The 15693-nt window shown below is 72.6% G+C and carries 14 protein-coding genes; 6 read left to right on the forward strand and 8 right to left on the reverse strand.

Annotation, left to right across the window (positions count from 1 at the left end):
- Positions 1 to 86: 86 nt before the first annotated feature.
- A complete protein-coding gene (locus ABZ794_RS21195; protein ID WP_357517089.1) occupies positions 87 to 2129 on the reverse strand; it encodes a glycerophosphodiester phosphodiesterase family protein in 2043 nt (680 codons plus the stop codon).
- 191 nt (positions 2130 to 2320) lie between these two features.
- On the opposite strand from ABZ794_RS21195, the gene ABZ794_RS21200 reads away from it, so the two are divergent.
- A complete protein-coding gene (locus ABZ794_RS21200; protein WP_210787040.1) occupies positions 2321 to 2740 on the forward strand; it encodes a hypothetical protein in 420 nt (139 codons plus the stop codon).
- Positions 2741 to 2796: 56 nt separating this feature from the next.
- Here the strand turns inward: ABZ794_RS21200 and ABZ794_RS21205 are convergent, their stop codons facing one another.
- Positions 2797 to 5016 carry an ATP-binding domain-containing protein gene (locus tag ABZ794_RS21205; protein ID WP_357517151.1) on the reverse strand — a complete coding sequence of 740 codons (2220 nt, stop codon included), beginning with the start codon at positions 5014 to 5016 and terminating at the stop codon, positions 2797 to 2799.
- 221 nt (positions 5017 to 5237) lie between these two features.
- Here ABZ794_RS21205 and ABZ794_RS21210 point away from each other — a divergent pair, with 221 nt between their 5' ends.
- A complete protein-coding gene (locus ABZ794_RS21210) occupies positions 5238 to 5864 on the forward strand; it encodes an SGNH/GDSL hydrolase family protein (RefSeq protein WP_210787038.1) in 627 nt (208 codons plus the stop codon).
- Positions 5865 to 5932: 68 nt separating this feature from the next.
- Here the strand turns inward: ABZ794_RS21210 and ABZ794_RS21215 are convergent, their stop codons facing one another.
- Positions 5933 to 7060 (reverse strand): sigma-E factor regulatory protein RseB domain-containing protein, encoded by a 1128-nt coding sequence (locus ABZ794_RS21215; protein WP_357517092.1) that lies wholly within the window; start codon positions 7058 to 7060, stop codon positions 5933 to 5935.
- Positions 7061 to 7155: 95 nt separating this feature from the next.
- On the opposite strand from ABZ794_RS21215, the gene ABZ794_RS21220 reads away from it, so the two are divergent.
- Complete coding sequence (locus ABZ794_RS21220) at positions 7156 to 7812, forward strand: response regulator transcription factor (protein WP_112585109.1); 657 nt, start codon at positions 7156 to 7158, stop codon at positions 7810 to 7812.
- A 74-nt stretch (positions 7813 to 7886) separates the two neighbouring features.
- On the forward strand, positions 7887 to 9260 hold the full coding sequence (locus ABZ794_RS21225) for an ATP-binding protein (protein ID WP_357517153.1): 1374 nt from the start codon (positions 7887 to 7889) through the stop codon (positions 9258 to 9260).
- 316 nt (positions 9261 to 9576) lie between these two features.
- On the opposite strand, the gene ABZ794_RS21230 is transcribed toward ABZ794_RS21225, so the two are convergent.
- Together ABZ794_RS21230 and ABZ794_RS21235 are read right to left on the reverse strand one after the other, a co-directional pair.
- On the reverse strand, positions 9577 to 11241 hold the full coding sequence (locus ABZ794_RS21230; RefSeq protein WP_357517095.1) for a tetratricopeptide repeat protein: 1665 nt from the start codon (positions 11239 to 11241) through the stop codon (positions 9577 to 9579).
- A gap of 57 nt (positions 11242 to 11298) precedes the next feature.
- Positions 11299 to 11760 (reverse strand): MarR family transcriptional regulator, encoded by a 462-nt coding sequence (locus ABZ794_RS21235; protein WP_030333595.1) that lies wholly within the window; start codon positions 11758 to 11760, stop codon positions 11299 to 11301.
- A 49-nt stretch (positions 11761 to 11809) separates the two neighbouring features.
- Between ABZ794_RS21235 and ABZ794_RS21240 the strand changes: the two genes are divergently transcribed.
- Together ABZ794_RS21240 and ABZ794_RS21245 are read left to right on the forward strand one after the other, a co-directional pair.
- Positions 11810 to 12331: a VOC family protein gene (locus tag ABZ794_RS21240; RefSeq protein ID WP_210787616.1), complete on the forward strand. Its 522-nt coding sequence runs from the start codon at positions 11810 to 11812 to the stop codon at positions 12329 to 12331.
- 24 nt (positions 12332 to 12355) lie between these two features.
- Entirely contained in the window at positions 12356 to 13240 is an 885-nt protein-coding gene (locus ABZ794_RS21245; RefSeq protein ID WP_357517097.1) for a hypothetical protein, read from the forward strand.
- Between the two features lie 199 nt (positions 13241 to 13439).
- On the opposite strand, the gene ABZ794_RS21250 is transcribed toward ABZ794_RS21245, so the two are convergent.
- From ABZ794_RS21250 to ABZ794_RS21260, 3 genes are all read right to left on the reverse strand, one after another.
- The gene (locus ABZ794_RS21250) at positions 13440 to 13619 is read right to left on the reverse strand and encodes a DUF4236 domain-containing protein (RefSeq protein WP_030333600.1); all 180 of its coding nucleotides are present in this window, start codon (positions 13617 to 13619) and stop codon (positions 13440 to 13442) included.
- A gap of 473 nt (positions 13620 to 14092) precedes the next feature.
- The gene (locus tag ABZ794_RS21255; protein ID WP_210785538.1) at positions 14093 to 14548 is read right to left on the reverse strand and encodes an Rrf2 family transcriptional regulator; all 456 of its coding nucleotides are present in this window, start codon (positions 14546 to 14548) and stop codon (positions 14093 to 14095) included.
- Between the two features lie 7 nt (positions 14549 to 14555).
- Complete coding sequence (locus ABZ794_RS21260) at positions 14556 to 15548, reverse strand: AraC family transcriptional regulator (RefSeq protein ID WP_357517100.1); 993 nt, start codon at positions 15546 to 15548, stop codon at positions 14556 to 14558.
- Positions 15549 to 15693 lie beyond the last annotated feature (145 nt).

A 15693-nucleotide genomic window follows, 5' to 3' on the forward strand; every position in this document is an offset into this window, starting at 1 on the left:
ACAACCCCCGACTACCCGAGGCCACGGAGCAGGTAACACCGATCGCCGGCCGGAAAAGTCCGGCCGGCGATCGGGTGGTCGACGGGTCAGCGCAGGCCGTTGCGGGTCGCCACGCTCACCAGAAGGTCGGGGTCGTCGGTGATGATGCCGTCGACGCCCAGGTCGATGACCCGCTGCATCACCGCCGCGTCATCAACGGTGTACGGGATCACCTTCAGGTCGTAGCGCGTCTGCAGGGTCCGAACGTCCGGTCCGTGGAAGTACGCCGGGTTCTCCCGCAGGTACCAGTCGGTCGAGGCGACAGTGCCCTGCTTCGGGTCGTGCACCTGCCAGTTGGCGGACACCGTGCCAGCGCCCGCGGCCCGGGTCAGCTTGCCCAGGTCCTGGTACTTCCACCAGTCCAGCCCACCGGTCCACGGGCTCTTCACCGACGGGTTGCCGTAGACCGCCTGCAGCGAGCACTCGTCGGCGAGGGTCGCGCACTCGGCCGGGCCGTACTGCCAGACCAGGCCGACAGTGCCGATCCGCCGGTCGAGCTGCCGGGCGTACGTGATGGTGCGCCAGTCGAACGACTGGATGGTGGCCCGGCTGGTGAAGCCGGCCCGCTGGATCGCGTCGACGAGCTTGCGGGTGAAGCTGCGGTACGGCTCGGTGTCGTTCACCACCGGGCTGATCTTCGTTTCGATGTTCATTCCGATGTCGGTGCGGCCACTCGCCTTCACCAGGGCGAACACCTCGTCCAGGGTCGGAATCCGGGCACCGGGCGCGGGCACCTGGGCGGGCAGCTCGGGCAGCGTCTTCGTGCCGCAGTCCACGGTCTTGAGCTGCGCCAGTGTCAACTCGTGCACCGGCTTGCCCACGTACGGGAACTTCCGGTCTCCCGGGCGCACCGGGGCGGTGTCGACGCAGTGCGACCCGTTGACGGTGCGGTCGTGCAGCACCACGAGCTTGCCGTCGGCCGTCACGTTGGTGTCCAGCTCAAGGGTGGAGATGGCCCGGTTGGACAGCGCGTTCGCGAACGCCGGCAGGGTGTTCTCCGGTCGGGTGGCCCGACCGCCCCGGTGTGCCTGGATGTCGAACGGCGCGGTGTACGCCTTCGGCAACCGGTAACCGCGCTGCGCCAGCAGGCCACGCAGCCGGTCCGGGTAGTCGGTGATGATGCCGTCCACGCCGTCGTCGATCAGCTTGCTCATGGTCGGCACGTCGTCGACAGTCCACGGGATCACCTTGATCCCGTAGCGGTGCGCCTGGGCGACCATCTCCTTCGTGACGTACGGCTTGTAGCCCGGGTCGGTGACAGTGCCGTTCTGCGGGGACCCGTGCACCGGCGAGAAGGCGCTGACGCCGAAGCTGCGGATCGCCTTGATCGGGTCGCCGCCGAAGTCGTCGATGTCCAGCCCGCCCAGCCACGGTGACGCACCCGGCTGGCCGGTCTGGAGGAAGTCGTAGTTGGTCAGGGCGACCAGCGGCAGCTTCGGCTCGACCTGACGCATGCGCATCAGCGCGCCCCAGTCGAAGCTCTGGATGGTGACCTGCTTGAGCAGCCCGGCGGCGCGGATCTCGGCGGCGGCGACCCGGACGAACTGCTCGCGGGGGGCGGTCTCGGTCGGCGCGCCAGCCTCGACCTTGGTCTCGACGTTGAGCTTCACGTCCTTCGCCCGGTAGCGGTTGACCAGGGCGAAGACCTCACGCAGCAGCGGCATCCGGGCACCGGGGACGGCGAGCTGGCCGGGCTTGTCCGGCAGCGTCTTTGAGCCGCAGTCGAGCGAGCGCACCTGGGCCAGGCTGAGCGTGTTGATGTACTTCCCGACGTACGGGAACTCCGGGTCACCGGGCGTCACCGCTGTGGTGTCGACGCACTTGGTGCCGGTGACCTTGCGGTCGTGGGTGACGACGGCCTGGCCGTCCTCGGTGATCTGCACGTCCAGTTCGAGGGTGGTTACCCCGAGCTGGAGGGCGTTGCCGAAGGAGGCGAGAGTGTTTTCCACCCGCAGCCCGAGGCCACCCCGGTGGGCCTGCACGTCGAATGTCCGGTCCGGTCGTGGCTTCGCCTGGGCGGGCACCGCGAGCCCGGTCGTCACCGTCGCGGCCACCAGGGCCGCGACGGCGGTACGGCGTACTGTGCGCACGCTGTCATCCCCTCCTGCCGGCGGGCATCTCCCACCGGTCGCGGGACAGCATGGACATCTCGGGCTGCGGGAAGACGGCCGGCGGGCGGCGTGCTGGTGAACCGCCGTGGACGACCTTCCGGTCACGCCGGGTTTGGTCGGCCGGTGGCCGGGCACGCAGTCAGTTCCACAGCTTCTGCGAGGTGATGGACGTGCGTGAGGACGACATGCGGCAGGATGCCGCCCGCGAGGCCGAGGATCGGATCGCCGGCGGCGTGTACGGCAAGGGCGCCCTCGACGAGGTGACTGTGCCCCGCACCGATGTGGAGAGTCAGATCCAGCGCGACGACCCGTTCGATCCAGCGAAGGAACGGATCGACCCGCAGGTGCTGCGTGACGGCGGCCCCGTCGGCGGGCAGGGCGCGGTGACCACCACCGGTGGCACCGCCGGGCCGGCGAGCGTACGCCGGGTGGCCCGACAGCCGGAGCGACACCCGGGCACCGTCGCGCCGACCACCACCGGTGATGCCACCACCGGTGGCCTCAGCACCCCGATGGGCGGCGGCACCAGCGACCAGTCAACGTCGGCAACCGGCCCGGCAAAGTCCATCAGGGACAAATCAAACGACTAACCCGCACCCGCCGCCCCCGCCGAGTGACAACTCGGTGGGGACGGCGGGTTTCGTGGTCAGCTCGCCGGGCGGAGGACACCCAGGCGTTGGGTGGCGCGGGTCAGGGCTACGTACAGGTCGCTTCGTCCGCGGGGGGACTCGGCCACCATCCGGTCCGGGTCGACCACCAGCACCGAGTCGAACTCCAACCCCTTGGCCTGCGCGACGGTCAACACCACCACCCGGCTCTCCAGCTCCGGATGCTCACCGACGGCGGCCTCCGGCAGGGCGGCGGTCACCGCCGCACCCAGCTCGCCCACCCGGCCGGCCGGCACGAGCACCCCGAGCCGCCCCTCGGTCAGCCCGGCCGCCTCCCGGGTGGCCTCGGCGACCAACTCCGCCGCCAACCGGTCGTCGGGCACCGTCCGGTCCCACGGCGGTACGCCGCTCTCCCGCACCGAGCGCGGCGGCCGCAGTGCCGGGTCGATCTCGGCCAGCACCTCGGCGGCGACCGCCATGATCTCGGCGGGAGTGCGGTAGCTGACCGTCAGCTCGGTGAGCCGCCACCGCTGCTCGACGTACGGGGCGAGGGCGTCCGCCCAGGACGGCGTGCCGCTCAGCGCGCCGGTCTGTGCCACGTCCCCGACGATCGTCATCGACCGGCTCGGGCAGCGGCGCATCAGCAGTCGCCAGGCCATCGGCGAGAGCTCCTGCGCCTCGTCCACGATCACGTGGCCGAACGCCCAGGTGCGGTCGGCGGCGGCCCGCTGCGCGGTGGTCAGCCGGTCGGCCTCCTCCTGCCGCTCCAGCAGCCGATCCGCGTCGATGAGGTCGGTCACGCCCAGGATCTCACCGCCCTCGGCCTCGTCCTCGACGTCGATCGAGCGGGAACCCCGGGCGATCTCCAGCACGCCCTCGGCGTACTCCCGTTCCATCATCCGGATGCGGTCCCGCCGGGCGGCGGCGGCGCGTTCGTCCTCGCCGAGCAGTTCGGCGGCCTCGTCCAGCAGCGGGACGTCGGCCGGCGTCCAGCCACCGGGCTCGCGGCGCAGCAGCGCCCGCTCGTCCTCGCTGAGCATCGGCGCGGCGGCGGCGATCCGGTCCGGGTCGGCGTACAGGTCGGCGAGCAGCCGCTGTGGGGTCAGCACCGGCCACAGGCGGTCCAGGGCGGCCTGGATCTCCGTCTCCTCGCGCAGCTCGCGGCGGATCTCGGCCCGGTCCGCCTCGTCGAGGAGGTTGTCCCCGCCGAGCGGGTCGGCGCCGATCCGCTCGGCCACCTCGTCGGCGAGCGCGTGCACGATCTCCACGTCGAACAACGCGCGGGCCAGGTTGTGTGGTCGTTCGGCGCGGCGGACCCGATCCCGGGCCGCCCGCACGATCTCCGGGTCGAGGGTCAGCGTCTCCCGCTCGACCTCGATCTCCAGCGGCTCGTCCGGCACCCACTGCCGGTCCCGGACGGCCAGCGCCAACACCTCCGCCAGCACCGCCCGGCCCTTGAGCGCCGCGGTTCCGGCCGGCTCGGTCCGTTGGGCGCTCACTCCGGGAAAGAGATCACCCTGGGTACGCAGCAGCACGCCGGTCTCGGCCAGCGTCGGCAGCACCTGGGAGATGTAGCGCAGGAAGGTCGCGTTCGGGCCGACCAGCAGCACGCCACGGCTGGAGAGTTCCCGGCGGTGCGTGTAGAGCAGGTACGCCGCCCGGTGCAGCGCGACAGCGGTCTTGCCGGTGCCGGGGCCGCCCTGGACCACCATCACACCCGGGAGTTCCGCGCGGATGACCTCGTCCTGCTCGGCCTGGATGGTCTCGACGATGTCGCGCATCCGGCCGGTACGGCCCGCGTTGAGCGCGGCGAGCAGCGACGCCTCACCGGTCAGCTCCTCGTGGGCGCCGGGGGAGGCGGTGTCGATGTCGAGCACCTCGTCGTTGAGCCCGGTCACCTTGCGCTGCCGGGTACGCAGGTGCCGACGACGGCGTACGCCCTGCGGGTTCGCGGCGGTGGCGAGGTAGAACGGGCGGGCGGCGGGTGCCCGCCAGTCCATCAGCAGCGGGTCGTAGTCACCACTGGTGTCGAAGATGCCGATCCGGCCGATGTAGCGGCGGGAGTCGTCGTCGCCGTCGAGACGGCCGAAGCAGAGCCCGTTCTCCACGGCGGAGAACTGTTCGACCTGATCGGCGTACATCGCTACCGAGCTGTCGCGCTGCGAGCGGTCCTGGAGGGTGCCGCCGGTGTTGTGCAGCTCGGCGGTGAGCCGGTGGGCGGCCTGCTCACGCAGTTGGTCCAGCCGGTTGTAGAGCATCGAGACGTACTCCTGCTCGCGACCGATCTCGTCGTCGAGCGGCAATTCGCCGGAACCGCCGGAGTGCCTTGACAAGCCGTCTCCCTAAAGATTAGAATCCTTTGCAGGAACGGCTTTTAGCCGTTCTTTTTTGTGCCTTCGAACTGTTGAAGATAGCGCGTTCCGCCGGTTCTCACCAAGCCCGGCGGTCCGGCGCGCCGGTGATCGCGAGGTGGCGGCGGATGATCCTGCGGACCGGGCAACGGGTGGTCTTCATCGGGGACAGCATCACCGATTGTGGTCGACGCGACGTCGCCGCGCCCTACGGCAGCGGATATGTGAGTCTCGTGCGCGCCCTGGTCGACGCCCGGCACCCCGAGTTGGAGCTGGAGTGGGTCAACCGGGGTGTGGGCGGCGACACGGTGCGCGACCTGGCCGCCCGCTGGGACGACGACGCCATCGCCGAGCACCCCGACTGGCTCGCGGTGCTGATCGGCATCAACGACATCTGGCGGCACTACGGTGACCGGCCGGATGAGGCCGTCGGCATCGAGGAGTACGAGCGCACCCTGCGCGACCTGCTCCGTCGGGCGGTCGACGCCACCGGCTGCCGACTGATCCTCGGTGACCCGTTCTTCATCGAGGCCGACCGGAGCGTCCCGCAACGCGCCGACACCGACCGGTACGCGGCGGTCGTGGCGGGGCTGGCCACCGAGTTCGACGCGGTGCACGTGCCCAACCAGGCGGCGTTCGACCGGGTGCTGGCGGTGAGTCCGGCGACGCGTTGGGCCGACGACCGGGTCCATCCGTACCTGCCCGGCCACGCGGTCCTCGCCGACGCGTACCTCAGCGCCCTCGGCGTCTCCTGACCTCGGTCTTACCCACAGCGAAGCGCCGGGCCGACCGTCAGGTCGACCCGGCGCGAACACTGCGGAGATCAGCCGCGCGCGGCCTGGTAGAGCCGCTCCGGCGTCACCGCTCCGGCGAGCACCCGGCCGTCGTCGGTGAGCAGCACGCTGAACAGCTTGCTGGTGAAGAGCCGACCGCTGCCCCAGTCGCCACTGACCGCCGGCAGCCCGCCGAGCAGCTTCGACATGTCCAGGTCCGGTGCGGTGCCGGCCGGGGGAGCGGCCGGCTTCGTGGCGGGCTTCCGGCCGACACCGGCCCCGTCGAGGCGGCCGACCAGCACTGTCGTCCAGCCGTCGCCCACCGCGCGGACCTGCGGGTCGCCCGCCGGCTCGACGTGACCGGGCTTGCCCGTCGGGCGCTCGGCCTTCTCCTCGTTGACTGTCACGCCGGGCGGCGGGTTGAAGCGGAACTGGTCGGCGTCCGGGCGGCGGTAGTCGACCTGGGTGAAGGCCACCTCGAACGCCGGCCGGTCGCTGCCCTTCGCGAGCACCTCGAAGCGCAGCGGCACGTGCTGCTTGGCGTCGATGGCGATCCGCAGCTGGTGCACCAGGGAGTCCTGGTCGCGCGGCTGGAGCACCAACTCGTACGCGTCCCGGCCGGCGACGGTGGCCGACCGGCCCACGCTGACCTCGGTGCTCGGGTCGATCGCGCCCAACGCCAGGTCGGCGGCCTCCTGCGGGGTGGCCGGCAGGCTCGCTGCCGGTTCGGGGGCGGGCTTCCAGGCCCCGGCGTCGGCGCCCAGTGTGCGGTGGGTGGCGGTGTTGCTGCGGCTCTGCCACGTCCACAGGTCCCGGCCGTTGCGGATGATGTCCTGCTCGCCCAGCGTGTCCATCAGCGCGACCCGCTGCTGGTCCGGCCCGGAATACCAGACCCGCAGGGTGTGGGTGCCGGTCAGCAGGGTGGTCAGCTCGTTACCGGGAACCAGACCGACGAGTGGCGGCAGGCCGAGGTCGGCGCCTTGCACGACGGTCCCGGACAACCCCTCCAGCCGGGATGTCTGCAGGTCGACCAGGAGCTGAGCGGCGGTTCGGGGCGGCAGGCTCGGCTCGGCCTCGGCGGCGAACGTGCCGATCGCCGCGCCGCCGCCGATGACGGCGACGGCCGCGGTGGCCGGAACCAACCAGCGAAGGACGGGACGGCTTCTCAGGACGGACATGGTGGCACCTCCTGCGGCCATCTTGCCTCGTCTGTGCTGTGAGCGCGCTGAGGACACCGAACCGCGCCGATTGACCCGGGTGGCACCCTTGAGCTGTGCGGGTGCTGGTGGTGGAGGACGAGGCCCGGTTGGCGGCCGCCCTACAACGCGGTCTCCAGGCGGAGGGGTTCGCGGTGGACGTGGCGGCAACCGGCCCGGCGGGCCTGGACGCGGCCCGGCACGGCGGGTACGACGCCATGATCCTCGACGTGATGCTGCCCGGCCTCTCCGGGTACGAGTTGGTCCGGCGGCTGCGCGCGGAGCAGCACTGGTTGCCGGTGCTGATGCTCTCCGCCAAGGACGGCGAGTACGACCAGGCCGACGGCCTCGACTGCGGCGCCGACGACTACCTGACCAAACCCTTCTCGTACGTGGTGCTGCTGGCCCGGCTGCGGGCGCTGCTGCGTCGGGGCGCGCCGGAGCGCCCGACCGTGCTGGCGGTCGGTGACCTGCGGTTGGACCCGGCCCGCCGACGGGTGACCCGGGCGGACGCTGAGGTGGCGCTGACCGCGCGGGAGTTCGCGTTGCTGGACTACCTGATGCGCCGGCCGGGCCAGGTGATCTCCAAGGTTGAGTTGTTGGACCACGTCTGGGACGCGAGCCTGGAGACCGCGCCGAACGCCGTCGAGGTGTACGTCGGCTACCTGCGCCGCAAGCTCGGCCGGGACCGGCTGGAGACGGTCCGGGGCGCCGGCTACCGGCTGGCGACGTGACCGCCGACGGGCCGGCCGCCACCCGTCGGGGCAAGCCCGGCCGGATGCCGGTCCTCGGGCTGCGCGGGCGGCTCATGGCGATCGGTGTGGTCGGTCTCACCATCGGGCTGGCCCTGGGCGGGGTGGTGCTGCTCGGCGCGCTCGGCTTCGTGCTCCAACGCACTGTCGACACCGAGGCGTTCCGCACCGCCGACGCGGTCGCCCTGCTCGCCGCCGAGGACGCGCTGCCCGACCCGCTGCCGGTGGCGGGCGGGCAGGTCCGCGTGCAGGTCGTCGACGGGCAGGGACGAATCCGGGCGGCCTCGATCGACGCCGACCGTCTGGTGCCGATGGTCCGCCCGGAGCGACTGAACCGCGACGGTCGGCAGCGGCTCGAGGTGCCGGCCGAGCGGGTCGGGCTCGTCGGCCCGGTCCGGGTGGTCGCCGTACCCGCCGGCACCGCGGCCGACCCGCTCACCGTGCTGGTCGCCCGCTCGATGGCCGACGTGCGGCACAGCACCCATGTGGTCCGGACCATCCTGCTGGTGGCCTTCCCGTTGCTGGTGGCCGTGCTGGCCGGGGTGGCGTGGCGGGTGGTGGGCGCGACCCTGCGGCCGGTCGAGGCGTTACGTCGAGGCGCCGAGGAGATCACCGGGAGGGCCGGAGCCGGCCGGCTGCCGGTGCCGGCGTCGGCCGACGAGATCCACCGTCTGGCGGTCACCCTCAACGGCATGCTCGGCCGGCTGGAGTCCGCCCGCGTCCGGCAGCGGGCCTTCGTCTCCGACGCCGCGCACGAGTTGCGCAGCCCGTTGACCAACATCCGGACCGAGCTGGAGGTGGCCCAGCGCCTCGCCGACCGGACGGACTGGACGGCGGTGACCGCCAACCTGCTCGCCGACACCGACCGGCTGAGCCGCCTGGTCGACGATCTCCTGCTGCTGGCCCGCCTGGACGAGACTCCGCCGGCCCGGGGGACCGGCCCGGTGGAGCTGGGCGCGTTGCTGACCGAGGTCGCCGCCCGCTACCCGTCACCGCCGGTGCGGGTGACGCCGCCGGCGGGCCCGCTCTGGACGATCGGCACCGTCGAGGAGTTGCGTCGCGTGCTGGCCAACCTGGTCGACAACGCGGTACGCCACGCGCACGGCAGTGTCGTGCTCGCGGCGTCGACGGGGGCACCGACGGTGGGCTCTAGAGTCGGGCCTGACGTCGGGGCGTACCACCTGGTGACGGTGACCGACGACGGCCCGGGGGTCGCGGTGGCGGACCGGGAGCGGGTCTTCGACCGGTTCACCCGGCTGGATGACGGACGGGCCCGCGACGACGGGGGAGCCGGCCTGGGGCTGGCCATCGTCCGGGAGTTGGTTCGACGCGCGGGCGGCAGCATCACCCTGACCGACGCGCCGGAGCAGCGAGGGCTACGGGTGTGCCTGCTGCTGCCGGCGTTGCCAGCCGAGGACCCCCCAATTTAGACGGGCCGTGACGGCGACCTCCCCCCACCGACCACCGATGCCCCCTTTGCTCTGCACCCGCGGACGCGACAGCTACCCAACGTGATGCTCGCCGGTGCGTGTCGAAGCGACGGCCACGACGTTTCAGCTGGTCAGCCGAGGTGGTGCGTATAGATAAGCAGAGCAAAGCCTGGGGGTGAGTGTGGGCGGGGGCGCCGGGTGTGACGGTTTGTCACGGCAGGTTCGTCAACGGGTAGGCCCACGCTGAGTGAGGTCTGCGGGGTTAGCGGCAAAGCGGTGGGGCGGGGCGTAGCGGGCAAGGGCAGCGGCTGGCGGGTCAGCGGCGGCGGGTGCAGACCTGCTTGGAACGGGCCACGGTGTCGGTGGACCAGGCGACGGCGACGGTGAAGCAGAAGTCGTTGGTGCGGTTGAGCGCGTAGATGACGAAGCTGGTGGTGCCGGCGGGCAGCGTCGCGAAGATGTTGTGGGCCTGCCCCGTGCGGCCGCCCGCGATGACCACCGGGCCCTCGCCGCCGGCCGGATAGGTCCAGTTCAGCGCGATGCTGTCCCGGGTGTCGCGCAGGGTCACCGCGCTGGGTGGGGTGCCGGGCGGGGCCGCTGCAGCAGCCGACGTGGGTGCCGTGCCGCCCGGGGCGGGCGCGGTGCTGGCCGGCGCGCCGGCGGTGGGAGAGGCGCTGGCCGGCGGCGGGGTCGGTTCGTCGTCGCCGTCGACCCGGGCCACCCCGGCGATCACCGCTGCCGCGCCGAGGAGCACCACGACGACGCCGGCCACCAGCACCGGCACCAGCCGGTTGCGCTGCTCCGGCGGCGCGCGGTGCACGGGCACCGGCAGCAGCCGCGACGGCGTGTACGGCTCGACCTGCGCGTACGGATCGGGCCGGGCGTACGGGTCGGATGAGTGGTCCGGGTCTGGCCGGGCGTACGGGTCGGACGGTTGGTGCTGCTCGGGCGGCGGGTTCGGGTTGGGCGACGCGTACGGGTCGGCGGGTCGGTGCAGCCGGTACACCCCGGGCTGCTCCTGCGTGCCGCCGGCCAGCCCGACCACCGACGGGGGCACCGGAGGGTCGGTGGGCTGGGGCGACGGCTCGTCCGCCGCTTCGGTCGACCATCTGCTCCCCGTTGACCCGACCGCCTCGTCGGAGGGCAGCCGGGGGTTCGGCACCGCCCCGGCGTGGTGGGTCGCGGCTGCCTGCGGGTGGTAGCCGGATTCGGCCGGCCCGTCGCCGTGCGGTGGGACGCGGGCGGCCGGCACGACCGGCGTGTCCCGAGCCGTGGGCGGGTCGTCGGCGCAGGCGTGGTCGGGACTGGCCGCTGCCCGGGCCAGGGCCGCCACCTGGGTGGCCAGCGGGTCGTCGGCGGGCAGGTGCTGTCGGCACAGCTCGCGGGCGAGCGCCAGGTTGTCGTGTGCCTCGGCGAACTGCCCGCAGTCGCGCTGCATCGCTCCGAGCCGCGCCAGCATCTTGATGCCGCTGGGGTGCCCGTCGCCGTACACCTCGCGGTGCAGCTCCCAGGCGTCCTGGAGGCGGTCGCGGGCCACAGTGCACTGGCCGCGCGCGTACTCGACGGTGGCCAGGTCGGCGTGCGCGGCGAGCACCCGCAGTGACTCCGGGCCGTCCTGTGCGGTCAGCTCGATGATGACTTCCTGGTAGAGCCGCGCCGCCCGGGAGTGGCTGCCGACCCGGTGCAGCACCGCGGCCAGGGTCGCCGCGGCGGCCACCGTGCGTGGGTCGGCGCGGCCGTGCAGGCGGGTGCTGGCCGCGTACGCGAAGGCGGCCCACCCGCGGGCGGAGTGCGGCTCACCGAGAGCGATCAGCACCCGCGCCTGGAGGCTGGCCGCCTCGGCCAGCTCGGGGGTGGCGTTGGCCGGGCGGGGGTCGGCGTCGGTGAGCGCGTCGGACAGCAGTTGCTGTGCGCCGGCAAGATCGCCGGAGGACACGAGGTGGTGCGCCTGATCAGTCAGTTCACCGAAGCCGGAAGACACGCCCCATCGTGCTCATCCGACGACGGTAAGTACAAGACCCGCGCCGGTGTCGATTGGTCAGGATCCGGTCAGGTGCTCGGCCAGGGTCTCGCTGATCCGGCGTAGCTGGTCGACCTGGGCGGGGCTCAACGCGTCGAACAGGTGTCGGCGTACCCCCTCGACGTGGCCGGGTGCGGCGGCCGCGAGGGTGGCGAAACCCTCGTCGGTGAGTAGCGCGATCTGCCCCCGCCGGTCGGTGGGGCAGTCCTCGCGGCGCACCCAGCCGGCGGCCTCCAGCCGGGCCACTGCGTGCGAGAGCCGGCTGCGCGACGACCCCGCGGCCTGCGCCAACTGGCTCATGCGCAGTTGCCGACCGGGGGCCTCGGAGAGCTGGACCAGGATCTCGTAGTACGCGTGCGGCATGCCCGCGTCGCGTTGCAGCTCACGGTCGAGAGTGTCCATCAGCACCCGGGAGGCGGTGAGGTACGCGCGCCAGGTGCGCTGCTCGTCAGGGTCCAACCAGCGGGTCATGACCGCCATCATACTCCCGATGGTTGAATGTTCAACTAAAGCGCGCTAGTGTCGGGCCATGGGTATCCACCGGCTCAACCACGCGGTCCTCTACGTCAGTGACCTCGCCCGCAGCGTCGCGTTCTACAGCGACGTGCTGGGCTTCCGCCCGGTGGCGATGACCCCGGACGGCTTCCGGGGCGCCACCTTCCTCCAGGCCCCCGACTCCACCAACGACCACGACCTCGGCCTCTTCGAGATCGGCGCGGGCGCCGGGCGGTCGACCGCCGGCCGGTCCACCGTCGGCCTCTACCACCTCGCCTGGGAGGTGGACACGCTCGACGAGCTGGCCGCCACCGCCGAGCGGCTCGCCGCAGCCGGCGCACTGGTCGGCACCTCCGACCACGGCACGACCAAGAGCCTCTACGGCAAGGACCCGGACGGCCTGGAGTTCGAGGTGGTCTGGCTGATCCCGGCCGACCTGCTCGACGACACCGCGCTGGCCGCCCGCAAGCAGATTGGTCGGCTCGACCTGGACGCCGAGCGGCAGCGTTACGGCGGGCAGACCCGGGGCGGGGTGGGGATCTCCGTCCCGGCCTGACCGCCCGTACGGTAGAACGGACCGATGCCGACCGACCGGACCACTGATTTTCTCCGCGAGCTACTGGTCCGCCAGTTGACGACCTGGCTGCCCGCGGCCCTGCACCGCTCCCGGCGGGCCACCATAGCCCTCGCGGGCGCCGACGCGGGCAGCGCGGAGGCCGCGCTACGCCTGGTCGCCACGCACGGCGACCAGGTGCGCGGCCGGCAGGTGACGGTGCTGGTGCTGGCCGACGCCGCCGCCGACCTGCCGGCCCGACTCGGCCCGATCGAGGCGGAGTTGCCCGCCGAGGTCACAGTGCACCTGCTGGCCGGCGAGCCGTACCGGCTGCCGGTCGCGGTGAAGGCCGCCGGGGCGGCCGGCGCGCCGCTGTTCTCCTTCGTGGACCTGCCCGGCGCGGTGACCCCGAAGCTGCTCACCGCCACGACCAACGGCCGGACCGGAGAGCTGCTGCTGCACACCACCGACAGCGCCCGAGACGTGCTCGTCTCCGCCGGGTTTCCCCTGGTCGCCGAGGTGGCACCGGTGCTGCCCGGTGGCGAGGCCGCCGGGGTGATCGCGTTCGGCAGCCGCTCCGACCGGAGCCTGGAGGCGGTCCGTGACGCGCTGTGGGCGGTCGGCGCGGACCTCGACGTGCGCTACCGCGACCCGCTCGACCCGACCGGTACGACTGTCGACGTGGTCGGCGAACCCGACCTCGAACCGTTGGCCCACGAGCTGCTGGCCGAGTTGCGGGCGGGCGGGGCGCGGCCGGTGACCGAGCTGCGCCGGCACACCCTCACCGCGACCGTCTACCGTGCCGCCGATGCCAACCAGGCGCTCGCCGACCTTGTCGACGCCGGCGCCGTGCGACGCGATCGCGAGTCCGGGCGGCTGGCCGGCGACGAGATCATCACCCTGACGCGCTGAGCGCCCCACCCCCGTCCCACCCTCGCCCCACGCGATCTTGCACTTTCTGCTCCGGCATAAGGGTTATTCCACGCAAAACAGCGACAGAAACTGCAAGATCGCCGAGGCGGGGCCGGGCGGGGCGGGGCCGGGCGGGCGGGGGCAGACGCCGAGCGGGGTGCCGGTGAATCACCGGCACCCCGCTCGACTCCCGGGATGCTTACGACCGGGACTTGTCCTGCTTCCAGCTCAGCGGACCCGGCAGGTCGACCCGGTGCGCACGGGCCTTGGAGTTCCAGGACCAGCGACCGATCTTGATGCTCCACGAGGAGAAGCCGTTCTCGGTGAAGTTCAGGATGATCGGACCGTACTTCTTGCGCTTGCGAAACATGAGGCCCATCGGAGGTCTCCCCTCGTCACCGTTCCCTGCCGTGTCGAGATCGAAGATGCCCGAACCGACAACTTTTGAAACCCTCTCGCTGTCCGCCCTGGACGGTCGTCCACCGGGCACCGCAATCTCTATCCACCAGATAGGTGCTGCGGCACGGTAAACACTGGTCGGGGCGCTCCCGGCCGGCGACCACACGCAGGTCCGCCACTGGCTGAGCGACAGTCCGTCCCGCGCCGGGCAGGCCCGCTTCAGCGCGACCCTCCAGATCGGTCACCTGCTGGTGGGCGTACGCGCCGCCGGGCTGGCCGCCGGCCCGATGGCCGGGTTCGACGCGGCGGGTTGACCCGCGAGTTCGTCCCCGGTAGCCGGCACGAGGCGCTGCTGATGCTCAACCTGGGCCGCCCGGCCCGGACGCCTGGGAGCGGCGGCTGCCCCGGCTCAACACCGAGGAGGTGGTGTGGACGCTGTGAGCCGACCCGAGGTCAGCGCGGCTCCCACGCGTCGGGCAGCGCGGTGAGCTTGCGGACGTGCGCGGGCAGTCGACCGCTGACGATCTCGGCGAGGCTCACCTCGTCGACGACCCGCCGCACGGCGGCGCGCACCGCCACCCACAGGCCGGGCAGGTTCTCCGCCGAGCCCTCGTACCGGGTCTCCTCGGGGCGCAGCCCGCGTACCCCGGCCAGTGGGCCCTCGACGGCGCGCAGCACCGCGCCGACGGTCACCTCGCGTGGTGGACGGGCCAGTGTGTAGCCGCCCTCGGCGCCGCGCTGGGCGCGGACAACGCCGGCCCGGCGCAGATCCGCCAGGACCGCCTCCAGGAACTTGCGGGGCATGTCCTGCTCCGCGGCGATGGCCTGGGTGGACAGCAGCGAGGGGTACGCGGTGGCGAGGCTCAACGCCGCCCGTACCGCGTAGTCGCCGCGCGCGGAGATCTGCACAGTGCCATCATGCCCGCCCGGTGCCGCCCGGCCCTCCGGTGGGCGGCCCGGGTCTCGTGGCGTGCCCGCCGTTTGCGGGTTCGCCCGGGGTGCCGGGGCGGAACCAGCCGCCGTTGACGCCCGTCGACTCGGCCGGCGGTCGAGGTCGGACCACCCGGCCGGCCACCGGTTGATCCCGGGCGGCCCGGAATGCGCCGGGGCTGACGCCGACCTCGCGGGTGAAGAAGCGCCCGAAGTTCGTGGGTTCGGAGAAGCCGAGCCGCCGGCCGATCTGGGCGATCGGCTGATCCGTCGCGGCCAGTAACCGGCCGGCCTGCAGCGCGACCCGCTCGTCGATGACCTGTTTGGCGCTGCGACCGGTGACGGCCAGGCAGGCCCGGGTCAGGGTCCGTACCGAGCAGCCGAGCTCGACCGCGTAGTCCTCCACCCGCCGGGTGTACGGGTAGCCGTGTTCCACCTCGCGGCGGAACCGGTGGAACGTCTCGTCCTCGGGGCGGGCCGGTGACCGGTCGTCGTGGGCCACGGCAAGCCGCAGCAGCAGCACTGCCAGTTGATGCCGGAGCAGCGCGCGGGCGGTGGGGCCGTCGGGGTGCCGCCGGCAGTCCACCGCCAACTGGCTCACCTCGCTGATCACCGCGTCCTCGTCCTCACCGGCCAACTGCCGCCAGGTCGCTGTCGTGGTCAGGTCGACGTCGAAGCCGCGCAGCGTCTCGGCATCCCAGGCGACCACTGTGGCGTCGAACTGGGGGCCGGCGCAGCGCAGCACCTGGCCGGGGCGGACCCGCAGCAGTGTGCCGGGCCGGCACGGCAGCAGATGAAAGTCGAGTTCCGCGTCGCCGTGCCCACGCGTGGTGAGAATCAACAGCTCGCGCTCGACGATCACCGGCCGACGCCAGCCCGGGGCGCCGGCAAGATCGGCCAGCGCGAACGTGGCTATCTCGTCGGTGACGGGAGACGCCGTTCCGATCGATGGCGCGGGGGAGGGATCGGTGGAGACCATCGCCTGCGACGGTAGCCCGAACCGCAGGTCACCGCATCCCGATCGACGTTCGCAGCGGGAATCCGCGGCAAGCTGTGGGCTTGTCCCGGTCCCGACGGCCGGGCTACGTTACCCGGCGGTAGCGCCGTCGGTCGGCGATCCACCG

The sequence above is a fragment of the Micromonospora sp. NPDC047187 genome (genome assembly GCF_040643355.1).
Taxonomy (GTDB): domain Bacteria; phylum Actinomycetota; class Actinomycetes; order Mycobacteriales; family Micromonosporaceae; genus Micromonospora; species Micromonospora salmantinae.

What these genes read in the sequence shown, in the direction of transcription:
- ABZ794_RS21205 (WP_357517151.1), bottom strand. Translation starts at nt 5,016, where the DNA reads ATGCTCTACAACCGGCTGGACCAACTGCGTGAGCAGGCCGCCCACCGG.
- ABZ794_RS21250 (WP_030333600.1), bottom strand. Translation starts at nt 13,619, where the DNA reads ATGGGCCTCATGTTTCGCAAGCGCAAGAAGTACGGTCCGATCATCCTG.
- ABZ794_RS21240 (WP_210787616.1), top strand. Translation starts at nt 11,810, where the DNA reads ATGGGTATCCACCGGCTCAACCACGCGGTCCTCTACGTCAGTGACCTC.
- ABZ794_RS21260 (WP_357517100.1), bottom strand. Translation starts at nt 15,548, where the DNA reads ATGGTCTCCACCGATCCCTCCCCCGCGCCATCGATCGGAACGGCGTCT.
- ABZ794_RS21235 (WP_030333595.1), bottom strand. Translation starts at nt 11,760, where the DNA reads ATGGCGGTCATGACCCGCTGGTTGGACCCTGACGAGCAGCGCACCTGG.
- ABZ794_RS21245 (WP_357517097.1), top strand. Translation starts at nt 12,356, where the DNA reads ATGCCGACCGACCGGACCACTGATTTTCTCCGCGAGCTACTGGTCCGC.
- ABZ794_RS21215 (WP_357517092.1), bottom strand. Translation starts at nt 7,060, where the DNA reads ATGTCCGTCCTGAGAAGCCGTCCCGTCCTTCGCTGGTTGGTTCCGGCC.
- ABZ794_RS21225 (WP_357517153.1), top strand. Translation starts at nt 7,887, where the DNA reads ATGGCGATCGGTGTGGTCGGTCTCACCATCGGGCTGGCCCTGGGCGGG.
- ABZ794_RS21210 (WP_210787038.1), top strand. Translation starts at nt 5,238, where the DNA reads ATGATCCTGCGGACCGGGCAACGGGTGGTCTTCATCGGGGACAGCATC.